19 protein-coding genes and 1 pseudogene are annotated in these 22,458 nt (G+C 66.5%); 15 read left to right on the top strand and 5 right to left on the bottom strand.

Annotated elements, in window-relative coordinates; all coding sequences use genetic code 11:
- The first annotated feature begins 1 nt into the window (after window position 1).
- The gene (gene manA / locus BN4332_RS29955; RefSeq protein WP_066903503.1) at window positions 2-1,228 is read left to right on the top strand and encodes a mannose-6-phosphate isomerase, class I; all 1,227 of its coding nucleotides are present in this window, start codon (window positions 2-4) and stop codon (window positions 1,226-1,228) included.
- Here manA and BN4332_RS29950 read toward each other — a convergent pair.
- On the bottom strand, window positions 1,225-2,610 hold the full coding sequence (locus tag BN4332_RS29950; RefSeq protein ID WP_066903501.1) for an FAD-dependent oxidoreductase: 1,386 nt from the start codon (window positions 2,608-2,610) through the stop codon (window positions 1,225-1,227). The genes manA and BN4332_RS29950 overlap by 4 nt on opposite strands.
- 293 nt (window positions 2,611-2,903) lie before the next feature.
- On the opposite strand from BN4332_RS29950, the gene BN4332_RS29945 reads away from it, so the two are divergent.
- Together BN4332_RS29945 and BN4332_RS34750 are read left to right on the top strand one after the other, a co-directional pair.
- Window positions 2,904-4,007: an AurF N-oxygenase family protein gene (locus BN4332_RS29945; RefSeq protein ID WP_235654331.1), complete on the top strand. Its 1,104-nt coding sequence runs from the start codon at window positions 2,904-2,906 to the stop codon at window positions 4,005-4,007.
- Window positions 4,007-4,150 carry a hypothetical protein gene (locus BN4332_RS34750; protein WP_235654330.1) on the top strand — a complete coding sequence of 48 codons (144 nt, stop codon included), beginning with the start codon at window positions 4,007-4,009 and terminating at the stop codon, window positions 4,148-4,150. The genes BN4332_RS29945 and BN4332_RS34750 overlap by 1 nt, the downstream gene beginning before the upstream one ends.
- 81 nt (window positions 4,151-4,231) lie before the next feature.
- Here the strand turns inward: BN4332_RS34750 and BN4332_RS29940 are convergent, their stop codons facing one another.
- Window positions 4,232-5,065 (bottom strand): class I SAM-dependent methyltransferase, encoded by an 834-nt coding sequence (locus BN4332_RS29940; protein ID WP_066903499.1) that lies wholly within the window; start codon window positions 5,063-5,065, stop codon window positions 4,232-4,234.
- Window positions 5,066-5,221: 156 nt separating this feature from the next.
- Here BN4332_RS29940 and BN4332_RS29935 point away from each other — a divergent pair, with 156 nt between their 5' ends.
- The 7 genes from BN4332_RS29935 to BN4332_RS29905 all read left to right on the top strand — a co-directional run bounded on the left by BN4332_RS29935 (window position 5,222) and on the right by BN4332_RS29905 (window position 11,803).
- Entirely contained in the window at window positions 5,222-6,691 is a 1,470-nt protein-coding gene (locus tag BN4332_RS29935; protein ID WP_066903497.1) for an amino acid permease, read from the top strand.
- 278 nt (window positions 6,692-6,969) lie between these two features.
- On the top strand, window positions 6,970-8,139 hold the full coding sequence (locus BN4332_RS29930) for an alkane 1-monooxygenase (RefSeq protein ID WP_235654356.1): 1,170 nt from the start codon (window positions 6,970-6,972) through the stop codon (window positions 8,137-8,139).
- Window positions 8,136-8,309: a rubredoxin gene (locus tag BN4332_RS29925; RefSeq protein WP_074133231.1), complete on the top strand. Its 174-nt coding sequence runs from the start codon at window positions 8,136-8,138 to the stop codon at window positions 8,307-8,309. The genes BN4332_RS29930 and BN4332_RS29925 overlap by 4 nt, the downstream gene beginning before the upstream one ends.
- Window positions 8,306-8,500, top strand: coding sequence for a rubredoxin (locus tag BN4332_RS29920; protein ID WP_066903491.1), 195 nt, complete (start codon window positions 8,306-8,308; stop codon window positions 8,498-8,500). The genes BN4332_RS29925 and BN4332_RS29920 overlap by 4 nt, the downstream gene beginning before the upstream one ends.
- A 53-nt stretch (window positions 8,501-8,553) precedes the next feature.
- Entirely contained in the window at window positions 8,554-9,177 is a 624-nt protein-coding gene (gene alkX / locus BN4332_RS29915; RefSeq protein ID WP_066903598.1) for a TetR family transcriptional regulator AlkX, read from the top strand.
- Between the two features lie 135 nt (window positions 9,178-9,312).
- Complete coding sequence (gene ahcY / locus BN4332_RS29910) at window positions 9,313-10,770, top strand: adenosylhomocysteinase (RefSeq protein ID WP_066903490.1); 1,458 nt, start codon at window positions 9,313-9,315, stop codon at window positions 10,768-10,770.
- A 142-nt stretch (window positions 10,771-10,912) separates the two neighbouring features.
- Complete coding sequence (locus BN4332_RS29905) at window positions 10,913-11,803, top strand: LLM class F420-dependent oxidoreductase (RefSeq protein WP_066903596.1); 891 nt, start codon at window positions 10,913-10,915, stop codon at window positions 11,801-11,803.
- Here BN4332_RS29905 and BN4332_RS29900 read toward each other — a convergent pair.
- The 3 genes from BN4332_RS29900 to BN4332_RS29890 all read right to left on the bottom strand — a co-directional run bounded on the left by BN4332_RS29900 (window position 11,776) and on the right by BN4332_RS29890 (window position 16,855).
- The gene (locus BN4332_RS29900; RefSeq protein ID WP_066903489.1) at window positions 11,776-12,606 is read right to left on the bottom strand and encodes a helix-turn-helix transcriptional regulator; all 831 of its coding nucleotides are present in this window, start codon (window positions 12,604-12,606) and stop codon (window positions 11,776-11,778) included. The genes BN4332_RS29905 and BN4332_RS29900 overlap by 28 nt on opposite strands.
- 122 nt (window positions 12,607-12,728) lie before the next feature.
- Window positions 12,729-14,495: an outer membrane porin GjpA gene (gene gjpA / locus BN4332_RS29895; RefSeq protein ID WP_160110956.1), complete on the bottom strand. Its 1,767-nt coding sequence runs from the start codon at window positions 14,493-14,495 to the stop codon at window positions 12,729-12,731.
- Between the two features lie 512 nt (window positions 14,496-15,007).
- Window positions 15,008-16,855, bottom strand: coding sequence for a fatty acyl-AMP ligase (locus tag BN4332_RS29890; RefSeq protein ID WP_066903487.1), 1,848 nt, complete (start codon window positions 16,853-16,855; stop codon window positions 15,008-15,010).
- 146 nt (window positions 16,856-17,001) lie between these two features.
- Here BN4332_RS29890 and BN4332_RS29885 point away from each other — a divergent pair, with 146 nt between their 5' ends.
- From BN4332_RS29885 to hpf, 5 genes and pseudogenes are all read left to right on the top strand, one after another.
- Window positions 17,002-17,634 carry a dTMP kinase gene (locus tag BN4332_RS29885; protein ID WP_066903486.1) on the top strand — a complete coding sequence of 211 codons (633 nt, stop codon included), beginning with the start codon at window positions 17,002-17,004 and terminating at the stop codon, window positions 17,632-17,634.
- Window positions 17,635-17,685: 51 nt separating this feature from the next.
- Window positions 17,686-18,372, top strand: a complete 687-nt coding sequence (gene mtrA / locus BN4332_RS29880; protein ID WP_019343547.1) for a two-component system response regulator MtrA — start codon at window positions 17,686-17,688, stop codon at window positions 18,370-18,372.
- A complete protein-coding gene (gene mtrB, locus BN4332_RS29875; protein WP_066903484.1) occupies window positions 18,369-20,030 on the top strand; it encodes an MtrAB system histidine kinase MtrB in 1,662 nt (553 codons plus the stop codon). Before mtrA ends, mtrB begins: the two co-directional genes overlap by 4 nt.
- Window positions 20,027-21,301, top strand: a pseudogene (locus tag BN4332_RS29870) (LpqB family beta-propeller domain-containing protein); the annotation flags it as partial. The gene mtrB and the pseudogene BN4332_RS29870, both read left to right, overlap by 4 nt.
- Window positions 21,302-21,631: 330 nt before the next feature.
- Window positions 21,632-22,315 carry a ribosome hibernation-promoting factor, HPF/YfiA family gene (gene hpf / locus BN4332_RS29865; protein ID WP_066903481.1) on the top strand — a complete coding sequence of 228 codons (684 nt, stop codon included), beginning with the start codon at window positions 21,632-21,634 and terminating at the stop codon, window positions 22,313-22,315.
- Window positions 22,316-22,458: the final 143 nt, after the last annotated feature.

Below are 22,458 nucleotides of genomic sequence, written 5' to 3'. Positions count from 1 at the left end.
AGTGCATCTGCTACGCGGAGTGGTGCGGACCTATGCCTGGGGTTCGCGGACGGCCATCGCCGATTTCACCGGAAGGCCAAGTCCCACAATCCATCCAGAGGCTGAGCTGTGGTTCGGTGCGCATCCCGCCGATCCGGCTTGGTTGCAGACCGAGCACGGCGAGGAGTCGCTGCTGCAGGCCGTCACCGACGACCCCGAGGGTCAACTCGGCAGTGTGGCGATCGGCCGGTTCGGCGACGCACTGCCGTTTCTCGTCAAGGTGCTCGCCGCCGACGAGCCGTTGTCGTTGCAAGCGCATCCCAGCGCCGCACAGGCCCGGGAAGGCTTCGACCGTGAGGACCGGCTGGAGATCCCGGTGTCGTCGCCCATCCGGAACTACCGCGACCGCAGCCACAAGCCCGAATTGCTGGTGGCCTTAGGGCAATTCGATGCCCTTGCCGGATTCCGGCCCGTCGAGCACACCGTCGAGTTGATGCGGGCGCTGGCCGTCTCGGACCTCGACCCGTTCATCAACCTGCTGTCCGACCAGTCCGACGCCGACGGGTTGCGGGCGCTGTTCACCACCTGGATCACCGCGCCGCAGCCAGACCTCGACGTGCTGGTGCCGGCCGTTCTCGACGGGGCGGTCCACTACATCCGTTCGGGGGCAAAGAAATTCGCCGCCGAGGTCAAGACCGTGCTGGAACTCGGGGAGCGCTATCCCGGCGATGCCGGTGTGCTGGCCTCCCTGCTGCTCAACCGCATCAGCCTGCAGCCGGGCGAAGGCATCTACCTGCCCGCCGGGAATCTGCATGCCTACCTGCATGGGGTCGGTGTCGAGGTGATGGCCAACTCGGACAACGTGCTGCGCGGCGGGTTGACCCCGAAGCACGTGGACGTGCCGGAACTGCTCCGGGTGCTGGACTTCACCCCGACCCCGGAACACCAGCTGGTTCCCGAAACCGTCACTCACGGAGCCGAAACCGTCTATCAGACACCGGCGCAAGAGTTCGCGGTGTCGGTACTGACGATCGACGGCGACCGGATCGGCGACGAGATCGACGTGCACTCCCACCACGACGGCCCGCAACTGTTGTTGTGCACGCAGGGCGCTGCCGTGGTGTACGCCGACGACGACAAGCTGACCATGGACCGGGGTTCGGCCGCCTGGGTGGCGGCGCAGGACGGCCCGATCCGGGTCACCGCCGGGGAGCCGACGAAACTCTTCCGGGTGACCGTCGGGATCTAGCGCGAGACGGACATCGAGTCCGCGGACCTGCCACGTTGGCTCCGTTCGGCCAGCCAGGCTCGCACGTTGTGGCGGATCGCCCGTCCGATGATCCGCGGCGGCGGGGTCAGCCAGAGGCTGTCGAGCATGCTGGTGCGGCGCAAGAACCACTCGGCCAGTACCGGGTCGGTTTCAGCGGCCCCCAGGAACTGGTCGAACAGCCCGAACACCGGGCCGAACCAGAAGGCCCGGTCGCCCTCGGCCCCGTGTGCCACCTGATCGGCCACCGAGTTCATGGTCCACACCGGATAGGTGGTTCTCGCGGTGCGGCGAGCCAGACGGGCGGTCACGTCGTGGGTTCCCTCGGCCAGCACCTGCCGAAGGTTGGCCGCCTGGACAGCCGACATGGTCACGCCCTGACCGTAAGTCGGGTTCAGGCTGACCACTGCATCACCGAACGGGAAGATCCCGTCAGGGAATCGGCCCAACTTGTCGTACCGACGCCACTTGCTGACGGGATAGCGGTGAAAGTTCATCTCGCCGACCGCTTCACCGGCGCGCAGGGCCGCCGCGAGGTGCGGTGGCAGGGCGGTGGTGCCGAGTTGTTTGATCCCGTCGAAGTCGCTCGGCGGCTCGGCCTTGGCGACTCCGAACGCCGTCACCGTCCAGATGCCGTCCTCGTGGAACAGCATGCCCATGCCCAGGCCGCTGTCGTGCTTCGCGCTGACGAGGACCATCTTCTCGGTGATGAGCTCGGCCGGGATGCGGACGCGCTGCGATGCGTAGGTGACTCCGACTTTGATCGATTCCTCGGGCGGTCGCTCGAATCCCCACTGCTCCAACCACACCGGCAGGCGGCTGCCGCGACCGGAGGCATCGACCACCACATCGGCGGCCACCTGTTCACCGTCGTCGAGCACCAGCCCGGTCACCCGTTCGGTACCGGGGTCGTACTGCGGCTCGCTCACCCCGCGACGGACGATCCGCACGTTCGGCAGGGCCAGCACGCGTCGGCGAATCTGCCATTCGAGCTGTCCGCGGCTGGGTACGTAGGCGGTGAAGTTCGACTCGAGCGTCTGGCCGGTGCCCAACAGGTGACCGCCTGCCTCGAAGTGGATGGAGGACGGCTGGTTCTCGACAACTGGGACGTTCGAGGAAGCCATGTCGTCGAGCAGGCCTTCGAACAGAAGCTCAAGTTCCTGAGCGCCCCGCGCCATCAACAGGTGCACATGCTGACCCTGGGGCACGGCGGTGCGATTGACCGGTTCATCGGGTAACTCGTCGCGCTCGTAGAGAGTGACGTCGGCGAAATGATCGGCGAGCACCCGGGCCGCGCACAGGCCGGCGATGCTCCCTCCGATGACAACAGCGTGGTTTGGCGATATTTCGAGAGTCCTGCCCATCGGCTACCACCGTACGGGGGACGGCGCACGTCCTGAGGAGGAATGAGAATCCACGTCAATTGTGTCCGGCATTTTTCCCGCTGCCCGTGCCGGCCCTGCCAGACCGCAACTGTGGCCCTCCGCGCAGCGCCGCACTCGACCTGCTGTGAGACGTATCGGCCCAGGTCGGCCCGCAAAATCACGGTCGGATCAGCAGGCTTGCAACAAACCGGGGCACAATTCCGTGGCTAGAGACGTGATGGAGCTCTCAGATTGGTACCCTCTGCAAGCAACTTCACTCAACGGATGGGGAAATGACGACGATCAGCGACGCGGACGACGGCTTATCAGAGGACCTCTACATCGATCGGGTGGAGGCCCTCTCTCGAGCTACGGTCCGTCGCAGCTTCGATCCGTACGTCGACATCGACTGGGATGCCCCGCAGAACGCGCTCGACGAGAACGATCCGCGGTGGCAGTTGGACCCGGAATCGGCTCCTCTGGCAGCCACCGAGTGGTACGCCCAGCAGCCGCTGCAGCGGCGAATCGACATGGGGCGCTGGATCACCGCCAACACCCTCAAGGTCACCCTGCAGTTCGAGATGATGCTGATCCGCGGGGTGGTGCACTACGCAGGCAAACTGCCGAACGGGTCACCGGTATTCCGCTACCTGCTCCACGAACTCGTCGACGAGTGCAACCACATCCAGATGTTCCAGGAGTTCGTCAACCGCACCGGTGAGGACGTTCCCGGCATGCGGCGCGGATCCCGCGTGATCGGGCCGATCCTGGGCTTCATCGGCGGCTACGCCAACATCATCCATTTCATCGGGGTGCTCTGCGGGGAACAACCACTGCATTTCCAGCAGACACTGCAGCACCGTGGCGCCGCCAACGTGCCGCCACTACTGAACAAGATCACCTACATCCACCTTGCGGAGGAAGCCCGCCACATTGCGTTCGCCGACGACCATCTGGCCGAACGAATGCAACGTGTCGGGCGATTCAAACGGGCGTGGTACGCGTTTCTGTTCCCCTTCTTCCTCCGGTGGTTGATCGGGGAGATGATCGGACCGCCGCGAACGTTCGCCCGGCAGTTCGGTGTTCCGCGACGCGTCTTCAAGGACGCGTTCTGGAGGAGCGCCCGGTCCCGCCGGATGATGGCGGAATCGGCTGCCGACGTCCGGCGGGTAGCCGAGGATCTGGGCTTACGAACGGCATGGTCGCGCTGGATCTGGCGAATGCTGGGTATCGACGGGCGACTACCGCGATACCGCGGCGAGCCTGATCGAGGCCCCGGCATCCTGGACGCGGCCGGACTCCGAACCGTGGTGGCATGGCGGGTCGCGGCCGTCGCGATCATGGCCAGGGTCTTGTTCTTTTACACATCTNGCTGCGGGACCGGCGCGGCGGAGTGATGGGCAACCAGCCGTTCGAATGGCCCAGGCTTTTCGTCTGGGTCGTGGTGTGCGTGGCGATGATCCCCGCGGGCGGGTTGATCGGACTGGCGCTGGTGGTGTTCATGATCTTGGCGCTCGCCGAGTTCATGCCGACTCTCTGACCGTCCCTCAACAGCGATCCGCCGGCCCAGGGTGTGACACCGGGCCGGCGGATTCTTGGCGTCTGCTCGCCTCGGGAGAGGTCAGGCGGGCTTGTGGAACGTGTAGACCCGGTACTGGATCAGGCCGAGCTTGGACAGCCACTTCATCCAGCGGGTGCCGACGATCATCGTCTTCTGGGCATCGGCTGAGCCCTGCTCGCGGAAGAACTTCAGCAGGAACGGGTACGTCGGCAACGTGTTCTTCCGGATGTTGCGTTTGGCGGCGAGCTCGAGGCCCGCTCGCTTGCCCATCGACTTGTAGCCCCGCAGTGGGACGTTCCCGAGCGTCCCGTAGGACTTGGCGATTCGGGGGCGGATCGCCATCCAGATCGGGGTCTTGCCGAAGAACATCATGGTGGGAACGAAGTCGGACACCGCGATGTAGCCGCCCGGCTTGAGCACGCGTGCGGCTTCGGCGAGGAACTTCTCGCGTGATGGGAAGTGGAAAATGCACTCGACGGCAAGGACCCGGTCGAACGAGTTGTCCTCGAACGGCAACTGGCAGGCGTCGGCCTCGACCCAGCCGATCTCGTTGCCGTTGACCGGCTTGGTCTGGGCCTCGGCCGCCGCGAGCTGACGCGGGTCGATGTTCAGCCCGGTGAGGTCCATGTCGGAGTACGTGCCGTTGATCTGCTGGATGGTGCCCCCGAAACCGCAGCCGGCGTCGAGCAGCTTCTGCCCGTCGGCGACCTTTCCGGCTGCGAACAGCACGTGATCCATCTGCTCCATGGCAGTGATGTAGTCGTCTCGGGTGCCCGTCGCCGTCTTGGGGTTCTCCCAATAACCCCAGTGCACCTGGTTCTCCCACAGCTGGCCGGTTTCGCCACCGTCCTGCCGTTCGTCTATCAGCAGGTCAAAGTAGGGGAGCTCAGCCATGCGCCGGACCGTATCACGATCGGCGCCGAATGTGATCTACGCCCCACTGCTGTGCGACAGCACGGTTCTGCAGCAGTTTGAGAGTCCTACGCAATTCCGGGCGGCCGTGATGGGAACATGGCGTGACCCAGGCCAGGATGAGAGGCACCACTACCTATGTCTGCCCTTCGGCGCATCAAGACCATTGAGCAGTCGATCGCTGACACCGATGAGCCGTCGACACGGCTGCGCAAAGACCTCACGTGGTGGGATCTGACCGTTTTCGGGGTGTCGGTCGTGATCGGCGCGGGCATCTTCACCATCACCGCATCGACGGCGGGCAACCTGACCGGTCCCGCGATCTCGATCGCCTTCGTCATCGCCGCGGTGGCGTGCGGTCTGGCAGCGCTGTGTTACGCCGAGTTCGCCTCGACCGTGCCGGTGGCCGGAAGTGCGTACACCTTTTCCTATGCCACCTTCGGCGAGTTCGTGGCCTGGATCATCGGCTGGGACCTGATCTTGGAGTTCGCCGTCGCCTCGGCGGTGGTGGCCAAGGGGTGGTCGAGCTACCTCGGGACCGTCTTCGGGTTCGGCGGCGGGGTGGCCGATGTGGGTGGCCTGGCCGTGGACTGGGGCGCGCTGCTGATCATCACGATGGTGACGGTGCTGCTGGTGATCGGTACCAAGTTGTCGGCGCACTTCAGCCTCGTCATCACCATCATCAAGGTGTCGGTCGTGCTGCTGGTGGTGATCGTCGGCGCGTTCTACATCAAGGCCGCCAACTACACCCCGTTCATCCCGCCGGGTGAGGCGGGCGAGGGCGCCACCGGGGCCGATCAGTCGCTGTTCTCGTTGTTGACCGGTGGTGCGGGCAGCCACTACGGCTGGTACGGCGTATTGGCCGGCGCCTCGATCGTGTTCTTCGCGTTCATCGGGTTCGACGTGGTCGCCACCACCGCCGAGGAGACCCGCGATCCGCAGCGCGACGTCCCCCGGGGCATCCTGGCCTCGCTCGGCATCGTCACCGTGCTCTACGTCGCCGTGGCCGTGGTGCTGTCGGGAATGGTGTCCTACACCGTGCTGCGGGACGCGCCCGACGGCCACGCCAACCTGGCCACCGCGTTCGAGGCCAACGGCGTGCACTGGGCGGCGAAAGTGATCTCCATCGGCGCGCTCGCGGGCCTGACCACCGTGGTGATCGTGCTGATGCTCGGCCAGACGCGGGTCCTGTTCGCGATGTCGCGCGACGGCCTCCTGCCGCGCCGGCTCGCCGTCACCGGGAGCCACGGCACGCCCGTGCGGATCACCGTGATCGTCGGCGTGCTGGTGGCGATCGCCGCCTCGGTGTTCCCGATGGGCCGTCTCGAGGAGATGGTCAACATCGGCACTCTGTTCGCCTTCGTGCTGGTCTCGGCGGGCGTGATCGTGCTGCGCCGGACCAGGCCCGACCTGCCGCGCGGCTTCCGCGCGCCCTGGGTGCCGGTGCTGCCCATCGCCGCGATCCTGGCCTGCCTGTGGTTGATGCTCAATCTCACCGGATTGACCTGGATCCGGTTCCTGGCCTGGATGGGCATCGGCGTGCTGGTGTACCTCGTCTACGGCCGGCGGCACTCCGTGCTGGCCAACCGTGAGGTCGCCACCGTCTGAGCGGGGCGCCCGCGACCTCAACTTCCAAGCCAGGGGCAGATCCGCCGTGGATCTGTCCCTGGCTTCCGTTTCGGTGCAGCTGGTTGTGACCCCGCACACCCCGAGAGCTTTACAAAACATAGTTCAATGTCTAGACAGGAGACATAACAGCTTCTATAGTCAAGTCATTGCAGTGATAGCGCTCACAAAGGAGGCTCATCGTGGTGGCAGGACTTTCCGGCGGCCGGGACGTCGCAGACGTCCGGCAGTGGCGGGACAAGAAGCGGCATCTGTGGCTCATGGGGCTGATCGCCCCGACGGCGATCTTCGTGATGCTGCCGTTGGTCTGGGCGCTCAACCAGGCCGGCTGGCACGTCGCCGCGCAGGTGCCGCTGTGGATCGGCCCGATCCTCCTCTACGTCCTGCTGCCGCTGCTGGACCTGCGCTTCGGTCCCGACGGCCAGAACCCGCCCGAGGAGGTGATGGAGCAGCTGGAGAACGACAAGTACTACCGGTACTGCACGTACGTCTACATCCCGTTCCAGTACGCCAGCGTCATCATGGGGGCCTATCTGTTCACGGCGTCCGACCTCAGCTGGCTCGGGTTCGACGGTGGGCTGGGCTGGCCGGCCAAGATCGGCATCGCATTGTCGGTGGGTGTGCTCGGAGGGGTGGGCATCAACACCGCACATGAGATGGGGCACAAGCGGGACTCGCTGGAGCGCTGGCTGTCCAAGATCACGCTGGCCCAGACCTGGTACGGCCACTTCTACATCGAGCACAACCGTGGGCACCACGTCCGGGTGGCCACCCCCGAGGATCCCGCGTCGGCGCGGTTCGGCGAGACGTTCTGGGAGTTCTTGCCGCGCAGCGTGTTCGGCAGTCTGAAGTCCTCGTGGGAACTGGAAGCGCAGCGTCTTCGCCGGCAGGGCAAGTCGCCGTGGCATCCGTCCAACGATGTGCTCAACGCGTGGGCGATGTCGGTGGTGTTCTGGGGCGTCTTGATCGCGATCTTCGGTCTCGGCGTGGTGCCGTTCATGGTGATCCAGGCGATCTACGGCTTCAGCCTGCTGGAATCGGTCAACTACCTTGAGCACTACGGCCTGCTGCGGCAGAAGACCTCCGGCGGTCGCTACGAGCGGTGCGCACCCGTGCACAGCTGGAACTCCGACCACATCGTGACCAACCTGTTCCTGTACCACCTGCAACGGCACAGCGATCACCACGCCAACCCGACACGCCGGTACCAGACCCTGCGCAGCATCGACGGCGCGCCCAACCTGCCGAGCGGGTACGCGTCGCTGATCGGGCTCACTTATCTGCCGCCGTTGTGGCGCAAGGTGATGGACCACCGGGTGCTGGAGCACTACGACGGTGACATCACCAAGGTGAACATCCAGCCGCGGCTGCGCGAGAAGGTCCTGGCCCGGTACGGCGCCGCCGCTTCGGGGCAGGAGGCGGCCGCATGAGCGCCTTCGAGTGCCCCGGGTGCGGCTACATCTACGACGAAGCGAAAGGCGCTCCGCGAGAAGGCTTCCCGGCCGGGACGTTGTGGAGCGATGTGCCCGATGACTGGTGCTGCCCGGACTGCGCGGTACGAGAGAAGATCGATTTCGAACCGATTGGAGTGACCCGATGAGCAACTCGGACGAAAACTACAAGCTCTACGTCTGCGTGCAGTGCGGATTCGAGTACGACGAGGCCAAGGGCTGGCCCGAGGACGGCATCGCCCCGGGCACCCGTTGGGACGACATCCCCGACGACTGGAGCTGCCCGGATTGCGGTGCGGCGAAGGCCGATTTCGACATGGTTGAGGTCTCACGGTCTTGACCATGTCGAGCGACGCGCTCGAAATCGCACCGGAAAGCGATATTGTCGCCCGTGTGAGTCGGCCGCGAGACAAGCAGCGCATCCCGTATGCAGAGGCATCCCGGGTACTGCTGCGCGACTCGATTCTGGACGGCATGCGCGACCTGCTGTTGACCCGCGACTGGTCGGCCATCACGCTCTCGCATGTGGCCCAGGTCGCGGGCATCAGTCGTCAGACCATCTACAACGAGTTCGGATCCCGCCAGGGCTTGGCCGAGGGCTATGCCATGCGCCTGGCCGATCGCCTGGTCGACGCGGTCGACGACGCCATCAACAACAACGTCGGTGAGGTGCATGCGGCGTTCCTGGAGGGCTTCCGGGCGTTCTTTCTGGAATCCGCCGCCGATCCGCTGGTGATCTCCCTGCTCACCGGCGCCTCCAAGCCCGACCTGTTGCAGATCATCACCACCGGAAGCGGGCCGATCATCACCCGGTGCTCGGCCCGGCTGACCGGGACCTTCCAGAACAGCTGGATGAAGGCCAGCGACGAGGACGCCGGTGTGCTGGCCCGGGCGATCGTGCGCCTGGCGATGAGCTACGTGTCCATGCCCCCCGAGGCCGATCATGATGTGGCCGGTGACCTGGCCCGACTCATGACGCCTTTCGCCGAGCGCTACGGTGTCATAGATACCCCGTAGCTGTCAGTGCGCCGCCGCTGTGAAACGCATGAGCGCCTGTCCCGCGAGCCCGCAGGCTAGAGGTATCAGCATGTGGCGTCGCCGCTTGGCGCCCGCGTGCGCTGGCAAGCAATCACGACTGAAAGAGGGCTCTACATGACCGAGTTGAAGGCCGACACCCGAAACGGCATCGACTTCAAGGTTGCCGACCTGTCGCTGGCCGATTTCGGCCGCAAGGAGATCCGCCTGGCCGAACACGAGATGCCGGGCCTGATGGCCCTGCGTCGTGAGTACCACGACGTGCAGCCGCTCAAGGGCGCGCGCATCTCCGGCTCGCTGCACATGACCGTGCAGACCGCCGTGCTGATCGAAACTCTGACGAGCCTCGGCGCCGAGGTCCGCTGGGCCTCCTGCAACATCTTCTCCACCCAGGACCATGCCGCCGCGGCCGTCGTCGTCGGCCCGCACGGAACCCCCGAGGAGCCCAAGGGCACCCCGGTCTTCGCCTGGAAGGGCGAGACGCTGGAGGAGTACTGGTGGGCCGCCGAGCAGATGCTCACCTGGGAAGGCGAGCCGGCCAACATGATCCTCGACGACGGCGGCGACGCCACCATGCTGGTGCTGCGCGGCGCCCAGTACGAGAAGGCCGGCGTGGTCCCGCCCGCCGAGGACGACGACCCGGCCGAGTGGAAGGTCTTCCTGTCCCTGGTGCGCAAGCGCTTTGAGACCGAGAAGGACAAGTGGACCAAGATCGCCGACGCGGTCAAGGGTGTCACCGAGGAGACCACCACCGGTGTGCTGCGGCTGTACCAGTTCGCTGCCGCGGGTGAGCTGGCGTTCCCGGCCATCAACGTCAACGACTCGGTCACCAAGAGCAAGTTCGACAACAAGTACGGCACCCGTCACTCGCTGATCGACGGCATCAACCGCGGCACCGACGTGCTGATCGGTGGCAAGAAGGTGCTGATCTGTGGCTACGGCGACGTGGGCAAGGGCTGTGCCGAGTCGATGGCCGGCCAGGGCGCGCGGGTCCAGGTCACCGAGATCGACCCGATCAATGCCCTGCAGGCGCTGATGGACGGTTTCGACGTGGTGACGGTCGAAGAGGCGATCGGCAATGCCGACATCGTCGTCACCTCGACGGGCAACAAGGACATCATCCTGCTCGAGCACATGAAGGCGATGAAGGACCAGGCGATCCTGGGCAACATCGGCCACTTCGACAACGAGATCGACATGGCGGCGCTGGAGCGCTCGGGCGCCAAGCGGCTGAACATCAAGCCGCAGGTCGATCAGTGGACCTTCGAGGACGGCAAGTCGATCATCGTGCTGAGCGAGGGCCGCCTGCTCAACCTCGGAAACGCCACGGGCCACCCGTCATTCGTGATGAGCAACAGCTTCTCCAACCAGGTGATCGCCCAGATCGAGCTGTGGACCAAGAACGACGAGTACGACAACGAGGTCTACCGCCTCGCCAAGCACCTCGATGAGAAGGTCGCGCGCATCCACGTCGAGGCACTCGGCGGCACGCTGACCAAGCTCACCAAGGAGCAGGCCGAGTACATCGGTGTGGACGTCGAGGGTCCGTACAAGCCGGAGCACTACCGCTACTGAGTCGCTGAAATAGCGCGAGCGGACGCGGAATCCCCCTCTTCCCCAGGGAATCGGGGGATTTTGCGTCTCGCGAAGGTGGTGGTGGCAGTCCCATGTTGACTGCGCCCTTTTCCGTGTGGCCGGCGAGCGGCACGGTGGAGTCATGAAATTCGGTGTCAGCACATTTCTGACTGACCAGGGCCTGGCGCCCACGAAACTGGCGAAAGCCCTCGAGGAGCGGGGATTCGACTCGCTGTTCGTCGCCGAACACACTCATCTACCGGTGGCCGGGCCGGTACCGCCCGAGGGGGACCTGCCTCCGCACGACTACTACCGCTCGCTGGACCCGTTCGTGGCGCTGGCAGCAGCGGCCGTCGTCACCGATCGACTGCTCCTCGGCACCGGGATCGCCCTGGTGGTGCAACGGGATCCGATCACGCTCGCCAAGGAAGTTGCCACGGTGGACCACCTCTCCGGCGGCCGGTTCCAGCTCGGCGTCGGCGCCGGCTGGCTGCGTGAGGAGATGCGCAATCACGGCACCGAACCGAGGACCCGGCTGGCGCTGATGCGCGAGAGGGTGCTGGCGATGAAGGAGATCTGGACGGCCGATCACGCCCAATTCCACGGCCAGTTCGTCGATTTCGACCCGATCTACTCATGGCCCAAGCCGGTGCAACGGCCGCACGTGCCGGTGCTTGTCGGCGGCAACGGACCCACCGTGTTCGACCGAGTGCTCGAATACGGTGACCAGTGGGCGCCGAATCTGGTTGGCACACCGGAGGAGCTGGTCACGCGGGTGAAGGAACTGCAACGCCGGGCCGCCGATCGTGGACGTGACCGGATTCCCGTGACGCTGATCGGTGCCGACCAGCGTGGCTACCTGGGGCCGGATCGGCAGGGCACCATCACGCCGTTGACCCGACGTGAGCTGGAGGTGCTGGCCGAGGGCGGAGTCGATCATTGCGTGTTCTTCCGCGACGCCGCGGCCGAGGACGCCGAAGCCTTGCGCCATCTCGACGAACTCGCTCAGCTGACCGCGCCGTTCCGAGATTGAGCCCGCATCACCGTGTCCAGCCGTCTGTCGGTACCGGTCCCTGGCCTGGGGTTGTACAACACCAGGTGCCAGCCCGGATGATCGGTGACGGCCAGCGTCGTCTTGTCGAACACCAGCTCGCCGGCCTCGGGATGCAGCACGGCCTTGATCGCCTGTGAATGGCGGCCCACGTCGTGACGTTCCCACAGGTCGACGAACTCGGGGCTGACCGCGGAGAGATCATCCACGATCTCGGCGAACCGGGCATCGCCGGGATACTGTGCCGCATCGGCGCGAAAGGCCGACACCACTGCGGGCGCCGCCGCTGCCCAATGGCGGTACATGCCGCGGTACCGGCTGTTGGTGAAGAAGGTGACGAGGCAATTGCGGTCGGTATCGCCGTAGCCGAACACCCGACGGGTCGCGTCGTTGACGCCCAGCAGATTCCAATACCGATCCTGCAGCATCGCGGGCCGCGGCGACCAAGCCTCGAGCAGATGAAGAAGTTCGGGACTGACATCAGTCGCCCGCGGCTCACCGGCCGGCGGGGGATTGATGCCCGACAGCGAATACAGGTGCGACCGTTCGGGTTGCGAGAGCCGTAAGGCAGTGCTGATCGCATCGAGCACATTCGGCGACACGCTGATGTCGCGGCCCTGTTCGAGCCACGTGTACCAGGAGGTTCCGACGCCCGCCAGCAGAGCGACCTCTTCGCGGCGCAGGCCCGGAGTGCGGCGCCGGTGGCCTTCGACCAACCCCACGTCGGCCGGCTTGAGCCGGGCGCGGCGAGTCCGCAGGAAGTCACTGAGTTGCTCGCGCTTCATAAGCCGATGGTAGGAGCGACGCACGAGTCGGCAGGTCCGCGGTCCCGTGCGGTGATCCGGCGACCTGCGAGCACGCGATGGGCCCCTCCACAGAGGGGCCCATCCTCGTGACGCCGGTGTGATTACTCCTTGTCGCCGGCCTTCTTGGCCGAGCTGTCCTTCTTTGCCGAGCCACCCTTGGCGCCGTCGGCACCGCCGGCCTTGGCGCCGGACGCACCCGCACTCGACGAACCGGCACTCGAACCAGTTGAGCTGGAACCGGATTCGCTCGCGTCACGGCTGCCCTGTGCACCCGACCCGCCGCGGGCGTTCTTGACCGCGTCCTTGATGCCCTTGACCAGGTTGCGCTTGGTGTCGTGCGCCGACGAACCGCTCTTGGGCAGGGCTGCCTTCGGGCGGGTCTTGACCTTCTGCGGCGTTGCGGTGGCAGCGCTTTCGGTCTCGCCGGCCGATTCGGTCGGTGCGGCGGTCTCGGCATCGGCCGCCGGTGCCGCGGCGACTTCCTCGGCCGGGGCCGAGGCGGCCGGCTTCGGCACGGCCACCGAAACCAACTTGTTCGCGGTGGCATGGGTCAATTCCGTTGCCGCAGCGGCTTCGCCGGACACCGGGCTTTCCACCACCGGTGCGGTGGCGGCCTCGTCGGCAACCGTCTCCGTGGCGGCGTCGACACCCTGCAGCTTCTTGACGATGTCCTCGACCGTGGCGGTGCGCAGCAGGTCGCGGAGTTTCGTGATGCCGGCACTTTCGGCGGTGTCGCTGAAGATGTCACCCAATGCGGCCGGCTTCAAACCGAACAGCGGCGGCTTGGGTGCCGGGGCATTGCCCTTGCCGTCCCAATCGTCCCAGCCACTGCCGAGCAGCACACCGACCGTCTGCGACAGCCCCTGCAGGGCGCCGATCGGACCGACCGCCTCGCCCTTCACCGAGATGGGCAGGGCACCGAGCTTGATGTCCATGCCGAGGCTGTTGAAGATCGAGCCGCCGACCGAGGGGATCGTGACCTTGTTGCCCTCTTCGTCGACGTACTCGTAGGTGCTCCGGTCGGTGGAGCCCGGGGTGAGCAGACCGCCGAAGGCGATGTTCAGCCCGGCGATGGTGACGGTGTCCTTGATCAGGCCCGCTTCGTTGATCATCGGCGCCAGAGCATCGAGGTTGAGCGTGGCGCCGTTGAGGAAGGCGTCGACCATGCCGGCCGGTACGCCGAGCAGGCTCGACAGTGCGGTCGTCGAGTCGCCGGCCTGCAGCGCGTTCGAAATCGCCACGGCACTGTTGAGCAGCGCCACCGCCGGGCTGACCAGCGGGCCCACGGAACCGATGAGGACACCGCTCAGCGGCGAGGCCAAGACATTCATGACCCCCGAGAAGAGTTCGGGGTCAACGCCCTCGGCCAGGAAGCCGGGGAACATGTCGATCGCCATGCCGTGCATACCGCCGAGGGTGTGCTTGAGCACCGCCTTCCGGGTGTCCTCGTCCGCACCGATCAGGGTGAGACCCGTCGCCACCTTCATCACGTTGGCGGCGAACTGCTGCGACACAGCCTCGAAGCTCGCCGGGTCCTCGAACAGCTGCTTGGCGTAACCCAGCTGGTTGACGATCGCCTGCTGCAATCCCACGCCCGGGGCCAGCAGGAAGTTGTCGGTGAGGATCTTGCCGTCGGCTTTCGCGGCGTCGAACGCCGCCTGCCACGGTGCGAACGGGTCCCAGCCCGCCGTGAGCCGCACGGCGTCGGCGGCGTGAACGTCGGGCTGGGCGGCGGCCGAGACGGGGGAGATCCCCGGGGCGGCCGCGATCATCGCGGCGCTGGCCAAAACGGCGCCGGCGGCGAGCCAATGACGGGTATTTTCTTGCTTCGCACCAACGTCGTTGTGGGGCTGAGCAACGAGATGCACGGCATCTCCTTTCGCATCTGTAAATAACAGGCACAGACCGTAGCCCGTAGAAGTAGTTGAAAACGCAAATTTCTGGCAAAAGTTGACGCCAGATTCAGGTCTTGACGACGGGGCAATCTCCGGCGTTGACGAACGTGCTGATAAGTCGCGTTATGCTCGTGGCATGGCAAATTCTTAAGGTTTTTCTAATGTTCGGCTCAGCTTGAGTGTGCGAGGGCCGGTGCGCCGGCGATGCGCGGGCGGGCTACACTCAGTGCCCGATCACGTGTACGCACTTGGGTGGTTGATCTTGATCATCGTGACGTTGGTGATAGATCCTGTGCGGCAACACGATTCCCGCACGGTGGATCGACCTCGCGGTCGGCCGGGCCGCGTCCGGGCGGAGCTTTCGCGGCCATGCGGTGGCCGACGCCGGATCGGGCGCCGACGCTTTCCGGGGTGGCTGTCCGCGGTCTCCGCGCCATCGGCAGGTGGCGCGGTAGGCAAACAGTGGTTAGCGGTACTAGCTGGCGTCAGGGCCGGCCGGCGGCCTGCTGACGGGACGCCTCAGCCTTCACCAGATCGGCGATCTGGATCGCCGCCTCCAGCTCTCTCGCCTTCATGCGGTCGTCTACCGCCGAGGCGACCTGCCAGTGCGCCACGGGCGTGATCTCGCCGTCGAGGAACTGCCGGCGGCACAGGCCTCGCTGGATCTTGCCGCTCGATGTCGTCGGGATCGACAGATGCGCCACCAGGGCCACCGAGTTCGGCTCGACCCCGTAACGCTCGGTCACCGCGGACCGGATCGTCTCGGCGACCTCGGCGAGGTCGACCGCCGGATCTCGATCGCGGTGTACCTCCTGCACCACGACCAGCTGCTCGACCGCGCCGAGGCCCGGCGTGAATGCGAACACGGCGCCGCGCCCCGAGACCAGTGCCGGATGGCAGCCCTGCACGGTGCGTTCGATGTCGTTGGGGTAGTAGTTGCCGCCACGGATGACGACGAGGTCCTTGCAGCGCCCGGTGATGAACAGCTCGCCGCCGCGAAGGAACCCGAGATCGCCGGTGCGCAGGAACGGGCCGGCCGAGGTGTCCGCCAAGGCCGCCGAGAAGGTCTCCTTGCTCTCGTCCGGACGACTCCAGTAGCCCCAGCCCACGCTGGGGCCGGCGATCCAGATCTCACCGACTTCGTCTGTGCCGCAACGACGATGCGTCACCGGGTCCACGATGGCGATCTCTTGGTCGTCGTGCGGGCGGCCGCAGCTCACCAACGCGGTGGCCGACGGGTGGTCGGCGGCGACGTCGACCACCCGGTCCTCCTGCAGTCCGGTGCGATCGAGATGGTGGACCACCGGGCGTGCGGCGTCCGAGCCGCCGGACACCAAGAGGGTGGCCTCCGCGAGCCCGTAGACCGGGCGCAACGCCTCCGGCCGGAAGCCGGCGTCGGCGAACGCGTTTGCGAAACTCTCAAGAGTGGCGGCCTGCACCGGCTCGGCCCCGTTCATCGCGGTGGCCAGGCTCGACAGGTCGAGCGCGGCCCGCTGCTCGGCGGTGCTGTGTTCGACGCACAGATCGTAGGCGAAGTTCGGGGCGGCGGTGAACGTGGCGTGCTGCCGGGATATCGCCTCCAACCATCGCATCGGCCGTTTGACGAAGGCGGCCGGTGACATCAGATGCGTGGTGCAGCCGACATAGAGCATCGACAGGATCGCGCCGATGAGTCCCATGTCGTGATGAGACGGCAGCCAGAACACGCTGACGGCCGTGTCGTCGCCGTTCCACACCCGACGGATCGACTCCATGTTGTGCAGCAGGTTGCGGTGAGTGAGCGCAACGCCTTTGGGCGACGTGGTGGAGCCCGAGGTGTACTGCACCATGGCGATCGCATCCGGGTCGATCTCGGTGGCGGCCCAGCTCTCGGCCCGGCCGCAGATGTCGTCCACGTCGTCGGTGCGGACCCAGTGCAGGTCGCGCCCCTCGGCCAGCTCATCGATCGCGGCCTTGATCTTGCCTTGGGTCTCGGCGGTGGCGAGGGCGAACCGGGCATGCGCATCGGGAACCACCGAGGACAGGCGCGGAGCCAACCGCTCGTGCACGGGTACCGCGACCACTCCGGCATAGGCGCAGCCGAAGAACGCGGCGATCGGGTCCAGACCCGGACGGCACAGCACCAGCGCGCGTTCGCCGCGGGCGTCCAGCTGTTGCAGGGTCGATGCGATCGCCCGCGCCTTGCGATCCAGCTCCGCGTAGGTCAGTTGCGTGCGGTTCTCGTCGTCGCCGTTGTAGGAGAAGCTGAACGCCACCTTGTCCCGGTAGGTGTCGGCTCGCTGCTGCAGCAGGTCCACCAAAGTGGCCGCAGCGAGCATCGTGTCCTGGTGCATCCCACTACCTCATTCGTCGGCGATCTCGGGCACCGAGCGACCGTACGTCACGCTGGCGTGACGCTCGAGCTCGGCAGCCACTCCAGCGTGACAAGGTCACGGCGCAGCGTCGGCAGCCAGTGGCGTGCGCCAACTACGCTGCCCCTGTGCTCATCGCGATCGAGGGTGTCGACGGCGCAGGCAAACGTACGTTGACCAATGGTCTGAGGGCGGCGTTCGAGGCCGACCACCTGTCCGTCGGCAGCCTGGCGTTCCCTCGGTACCACCACTCGGTGCCCGCCGATCTGGCCGCCGAGGCGTTGCACGGGGCCCATGGGGACCTGGCCGACTCGGTCTACGCGATGGCCACCCTGTTCGCCCTGGACCGGGCCGGGGCGCGCGACGAGATCCAACATCTGCAGAGCGCCTACGACGTCGTCATCCTCGACCGCTACGTCGCCTCGAACGCCGCCTACAGTGCGGCCCGGCTGCACGAGGGCGCCGACGGCGAGGCGGTGGCCTGGGTGCGCGAATTGGAGTTCGGCCGGCTGAAACTGCCCGCCCCGGATTGGCAGATCCTGCTCGACGTCCCGACCGAGCTGGCCGCCCAGCGGGCCGAGCACCGCGCCAACACCGAGGCCGACCGCGCCAGGGACGCCTATGAGCGCGACGGCGGGCTGCAACAGCGCACCGGTGCGGTGTACTCCGCGCTGGCCGCCGCCGACTGGTGCGGCCGATGGGCCGTCGCGGGACCGGATGTGGATCCCGCGGCACTCGCGGGGCGGCTCAGCAGCAGATAAAGCCAGAAACCCGCGTGTGGTACCCCGGTTTTATCGCGATCGGGTGACACCATGGACACCATGAGGCAAAGGATCCTTGTCGTCGACGACGACCCATCGCTGGCTGAGATGCTCACCATCGTCTTGCGTGGCGAGGGATTCGACACCGCGGTCATCGGCGATGGCAGCCAGGCGCTCACCGCGGTCCGGGAACTGCGACCCGACCTGGTCCTGCTGGACCTGATGCTGCCGGGCATGAACGGGATCGACGTGTGCCGGGTGCTCCGTGCCGATTCCGGCGTGCCGATCGTCATGCTGACTGCCAAGACCGACACTGTCGACGTGGTGCTCGGCCTGGAATCCGGCGCCGACGACTACGTGATGAAGCCGTTCAAGCCCAAGGAGCTGGTGGCCCGGGTGCGCGCGCGGCTGCGCCGCAACGAGGACGAGCCCGCCGAGTTGCTGTCGATCAACGATGTCGAGATCGATGTGCCTGCTCACAAGGTGACCCGGCAGGGCGAGCAGATTTCGCTGACACCGCTGGAGTTCGACCTGCTGGTGGCGCTGGCACGCAAACCGCGGCAGGTGTTTACTCGTGATGTGCTGCTCGAACAGGTGTGGGGATACCGCCACCCCGCTGACACCCGTTTGGTGAACGTGCATGTCCAGCGGCTGCGGGCCAAGGTCGAGAAAGACCCGGAGAACCCGCAGGTGGTGTTGACCGTTCGAGGAGTGGGATACAAGGCCGGACCCCCGTGATCTTCGGCTCCAGACGGCGCATCCGTGGGCGCTGGGGAGGTTCCGGCCCACTGTTGCGCGGATTGGGGACGCTTGGCAGGGCCCTGAGCCTGGTGTGGCGGCGTTCGCTGCAACTTCGGGTCGTCACGTTGACGTTGGGGCTCTCGCTTGCCGTCATCCTGGTGCTCGGCTTCGTGCTGACCAGCCAGATCACCGACCGGATCCTCGAGGTCAAGGTCAAGGCCGCCACCGAGGAGGTGGAACGTGCCCGGGTCACCGTCGGCGGCATCGTCGGCGGTGAGGAGAGCCGGTCGCTGGACAGCAGCCTGCAGCTGGCCCGCAACACCCTGATCGACCGCAAGGCCGACGCGCGCGCGGACATCGCCGGGGCATTCGACGCGGTGCTCATCGTCCCCGGCGACGGGCCGAGGGAGGCCACGGCGGCCGGGCCGGTGCAGCAGGTGCCGACGGCCCTGCGCGATTTCGTCAAGGCCGGCCAGGTCAGTTACCAGTACGCCACCGTGCAGACCGACGCGTTCTCCGGGCCGGCGTTGATCGTCGGCAGCCCGGCATCCTCGTCGGTACCGAATCTTGAGCTGTACCTGATCTTTCCGCTGAACAACGAGGAAAGCACCATCGCGCTGGTCCGCGGCACGATGGCCACCGGTGGGGTGGTGCTGCTGGGCCTGCTCGCCGCGATCGCGTTGCTGGTGGCCCGTCAGATCGTGCAGCCGGTGCGGTCGGCCTCGCGCATCGCCGAGCGGTTCGCCGAAGGACACCTCACCGAGCGGATGCCGGTGCGCGGCGAGGACGACATGGCCCGGCTGGCGGTGTCGTTCAACGACATGGCCGAGAGCCTGTCGCGGCAGATTCAGCAGCTCGAGGAATTCGGAAATCTGCAGCGCCGCTTCACCTCCGACGTCAGCCACGAGCTGCGCACCCCGCTGACCACGGTGCGCATGGCGGCCGATCTGATCCATGACCACGCCGAGGATCTCGACCCCGCGCTGCGACGGTCCACCGAGCTGATGGTCAACGAGCTGGACCGGTTCGAAACCCTGCTGGCCGATCTGCTGGAGATCTCCCGGCACGACGCCGGCGTGGCCGAACTGTCGGTGGAGTCGGTGGACCTGCGCTCCACCGTGCAGAGCGCGCTCGACAACGTCGGGCACCTGGCCGCCGACGCCGAGGTGGAACTCGACGTCAACATGCCCGACGACGAGGTGATCGCCGAGGTGGATCCGCGCCGGGTGGAACGGATTCTGCGCAACCTCATCGCCAATGCCATCGACCATGCCGAGCGCAAGCCGGTACGGATCAGGATGGCCGCCGACGAGGACACCGTGGCCGTCACGGTCCGCGATTTCGGTGTCGGCCTGCGCCCCGGCGAGGAGAAATTGGTGTTCAGCCGGTTCTGGCGGTCGGATCCGTCGCGGGTGCGTCGCTCCGGCGGTACCGGCCTGGGCCTGGCCATCAGCATCGAAGACGCCCGTCTGCACCAGGGCCGGCTGGAGGCCTGGGGTGAGCCGGGCAAGGGTGCCTGCTTCCGCCTGACCCTGCCGCTGGTCCGCGGTCACAAGGTGACCACGAGCCCGCTGCCCCTGAAACCCGTTGCGCCGCAGCAAGGACAGCGGCGGCGCCCCAGCCGAGACCGGGAGCCTGCGGAGGAGAGCGTGTGAAGCGCCTGCTGACGGTGGTGATCGTCGGTTTGGTCGTGCTGGTGTCCGGATGCGCGGGAATCCCGAATTCGTCCTCCCCGCAAGCGATCGGGACGGTCGAGAAGCCGGCACCGCCGAACCTGCCCAAACCGGCCCCGGGCATGGATCCCGATGTGCTGCTGCGTGAATTCCTCAAGGCCACTGCCGATCCCGCCAACCGGCACCTGGCGGCCCGGCAGTTCCTCACCGAGTCCGCCTCCAGTTCCTGGGACGATGCCGGCAGCGCGCTGCTGCTCGACCGCGTGGTGTTCGTCGAAACCCGTGGGGCGGATCGGGTCTCGGTCAGCATGCGGGCAGACATCCTGGGTTCGCTGTCCGACATGGGAGTGTTCGAGACGGGGGAGGGGGCCCTGCCGGATCCCGGTCCCATCGAACTCGTGCAGACCCCGGCCGGTTGGCGCATCGACCGGCTACCCAACGGCGTTTTCCTTGACTGGCAACAGTTTCAGTCCACCTACAAGCGCAACACGCTCTATTTCGTCGACCCCACCGGAAGTACGGTCGTGCCCGATCCGCGCTATGTGGCGGTGTCGGATCCCGACCAGTTGCCCACCGAACTGATCTCCAAACTGGTGGCCGGGCCACGTCCGGAGATGGCCAGGACCGTACGGAATCTGCTCGAAGCGCCGCTGCGCCTGCGGGGCCCGGTCACCCGGGCCGACGGCGGCAAGACCGGGGTCGGCCGCGGCTACGGCGGCGCGCGGATCGATCTGGAGAACCTGTCGACCACCGATCCGCACAGCAGGCAATTGCTTGCGGCGCAGATCATCTGGACCCTGTCGCGGGCCGGGGTCAGCGGTCCGTATGTGATCAACGTCGACGGCGCCCCACTCGACGACCGCTTCGCCGACGGCTGGGAGACCTCCGACGTCGCCGCCACCGACCCGGGTGCGGTGCCGGGTGCGGTGGCCGGGTTGCACGCGCTGGTGGGCGGCTCCCTGGTGGCCCTGGACGGCCAGCAGACCACCCGGGTGCCCGGTGCCTTCGGCTCGGCACCGCATCAGATGTCGGCGTCGGTGTCGCGCAACGGTCAGGACGCGGCCTCGGTCGTGGTGCTGCCCGACGCCCCGGAGGCGACGGCCGCCTCGCTGTGGATGGGCCCGCTCGGCGGACCCACGGCCAAGGCCATCGAGGGCCGCAAGCTCACCCGGCCCAGCTGGTCGCTGGACGAGGCGGTGTGGGTGGTGGTCGACGACACCAACGTGGTGCGGGCGATCCGCGACGCGTCCGGGGNGCGGAAGTGGTCGCCGTGGTCGCGATCGCCCATGCTTGACGGCCCCGAAATTTCACTGCGATCAAACCCACATGAAGAACTGAGAACACGTATTTGAAATTGGTGGCACGAGTGGGTGAATACGGACTACCGTCGGCAGCAACCACCCGTGAACGACTCACGGCGGCGCTCCGCAACACAGCGCCACTTCACCGCATAACGGTAGGAGGTGAGTACCCCACACCTTGCGCCGATGGGTGGAGCAGATTTTCCGACCTATCGTCGCGATTCGTTGAGTAGTCCGGCACACGCAAAGCGTGTGACAACTGAGAGAAACGAGTTGCCGAATATGTCAACCCATTCCCCGGATTCAAGCGCCACCATGGTCGTCGACGACGAACCGGTCGCCGACACCACCCCGGAGCCGAACGCAGAGGTTGTGGTCAAGGGACGCAACGTCGAAGTTCCCGATCACTTCCGCATCTACGTCTCGGAAAAGTTGTCGCGCCTGGAGCGGTTCGACCGCACCATCTACCTGTTCGACGTCGAGCTCGACCACGAACGCAACCGTCGTCAGCGCAAGAACTGCCAGCACGTCGAGATCACGGCCCGCGGCCGCGGCCCGGTGGTGCGCGGCGAGGCTTGCGCCGACAGTTTCTACGCCGCGCTGGAATCAGCCGCAGGCAAACTCGAGAGCCGGCTGCGCCGCAGCAAGGACCGTCGCAAGATCCACTACGGGGACAAGACCCCGGTCTCGTTGGCCGAGGCGACCGCGCACGAGACACTGTTCGATGCCCAACCGGCCTCGACCGCCGACACCGCCCCCACGACGGACGGCGTCGAATATCACGAGCCGGGCCGGATCGTCCGCACCAAGGAACACCCGGCGAAACCGATGACGGTCGACGACGCCCTCTACGAGATGGAGCTGGTCGGACACGATTTCTTCCTGTTCCACGACAAGGAGAGCGACAAGCCGACGGTGGTGTACCGCCGCCACGCCTACGACTACGGACTGATCCGGCTGGCCTGACCGCCGGCCGACACGAATCGCACCCCGGAGCTTTCCGGGGTGCGATTTTGTCTCTTCGCGCCAGCAGAACCAGCGGGTTCGACCGGTCACCTACGATGGAGGCCAACTAAGCCCGAGCGATCCCCGTCGTGGGATCCATCGAA

The sequence above is a fragment of the Mycolicibacterium houstonense genome (genome assembly GCF_900078665.2).
Lineage (GTDB): Bacteria > Actinomycetota > Actinomycetes > Mycobacteriales > Mycobacteriaceae > Mycobacterium > Mycobacterium houstonense.
This window is presented reverse-complemented; position numbering and strand designations above follow the sequence as displayed.

What these genes read in the sequence shown, in the direction of transcription:
- BN4332_RS29950 (WP_066903501.1), bottom strand. Translation starts at nt 2,610, where the DNA reads ATGGGCAGGACTCTCGAAATATCGCCAAACCACGCTGTTGTCATCGGA.
- BN4332_RS34750 (WP_235654330.1), top strand. Translation starts at nt 4,007, where the DNA reads ATGGGCAACCAGCCGTTCGAATGGCCCAGGCTTTTCGTCTGGGTCGTG.
- BN4332_RS29940 (WP_066903499.1), bottom strand. Translation starts at nt 5,065, where the DNA reads ATGGCTGAGCTCCCCTACTTTGACCTGCTGATAGACGAACGGCAGGAC.
- BN4332_RS29935 (WP_066903497.1), top strand. Translation starts at nt 5,222, where the DNA reads ATGTCTGCCCTTCGGCGCATCAAGACCATTGAGCAGTCGATCGCTGAC.
- BN4332_RS29930 (WP_235654356.1), top strand. Translation starts at nt 6,970, where the DNA reads ATGGGGCTGATCGCCCCGACGGCGATCTTCGTGATGCTGCCGTTGGTC.
- BN4332_RS29925 (WP_074133231.1), top strand. Translation starts at nt 8,136, where the DNA reads ATGAGCGCCTTCGAGTGCCCCGGGTGCGGCTACATCTACGACGAAGCG.
- BN4332_RS29920 (WP_066903491.1), top strand. Translation starts at nt 8,306, where the DNA reads ATGAGCAACTCGGACGAAAACTACAAGCTCTACGTCTGCGTGCAGTGC.
- ahcY (WP_066903490.1), top strand. Translation starts at nt 9,313, where the DNA reads ATGACCGAGTTGAAGGCCGACACCCGAAACGGCATCGACTTCAAGGTT.
- BN4332_RS29905 (WP_066903596.1), top strand. Translation starts at nt 10,913, where the DNA reads ATGAAATTCGGTGTCAGCACATTTCTGACTGACCAGGGCCTGGCGCCC.
- BN4332_RS29900 (WP_066903489.1), bottom strand. Translation starts at nt 12,606, where the DNA reads ATGAAGCGCGAGCAACTCAGTGACTTCCTGCGGACTCGCCGCGCCCGG.
- BN4332_RS29890 (WP_066903487.1), bottom strand. Translation starts at nt 16,855, where the DNA reads ATGCACCAGGACACGATGCTCGCTGCGGCCACTTTGGTGGACCTGCTG.
- mtrA (WP_019343547.1), top strand. Translation starts at nt 17,686, where the DNA reads ATGGACACCATGAGGCAAAGGATCCTTGTCGTCGACGACGACCCATCG.
- hpf (WP_066903481.1), top strand. Translation starts at nt 21,632, where the DNA reads ATGTCAACCCATTCCCCGGATTCAAGCGCCACCATGGTCGTCGACGAC.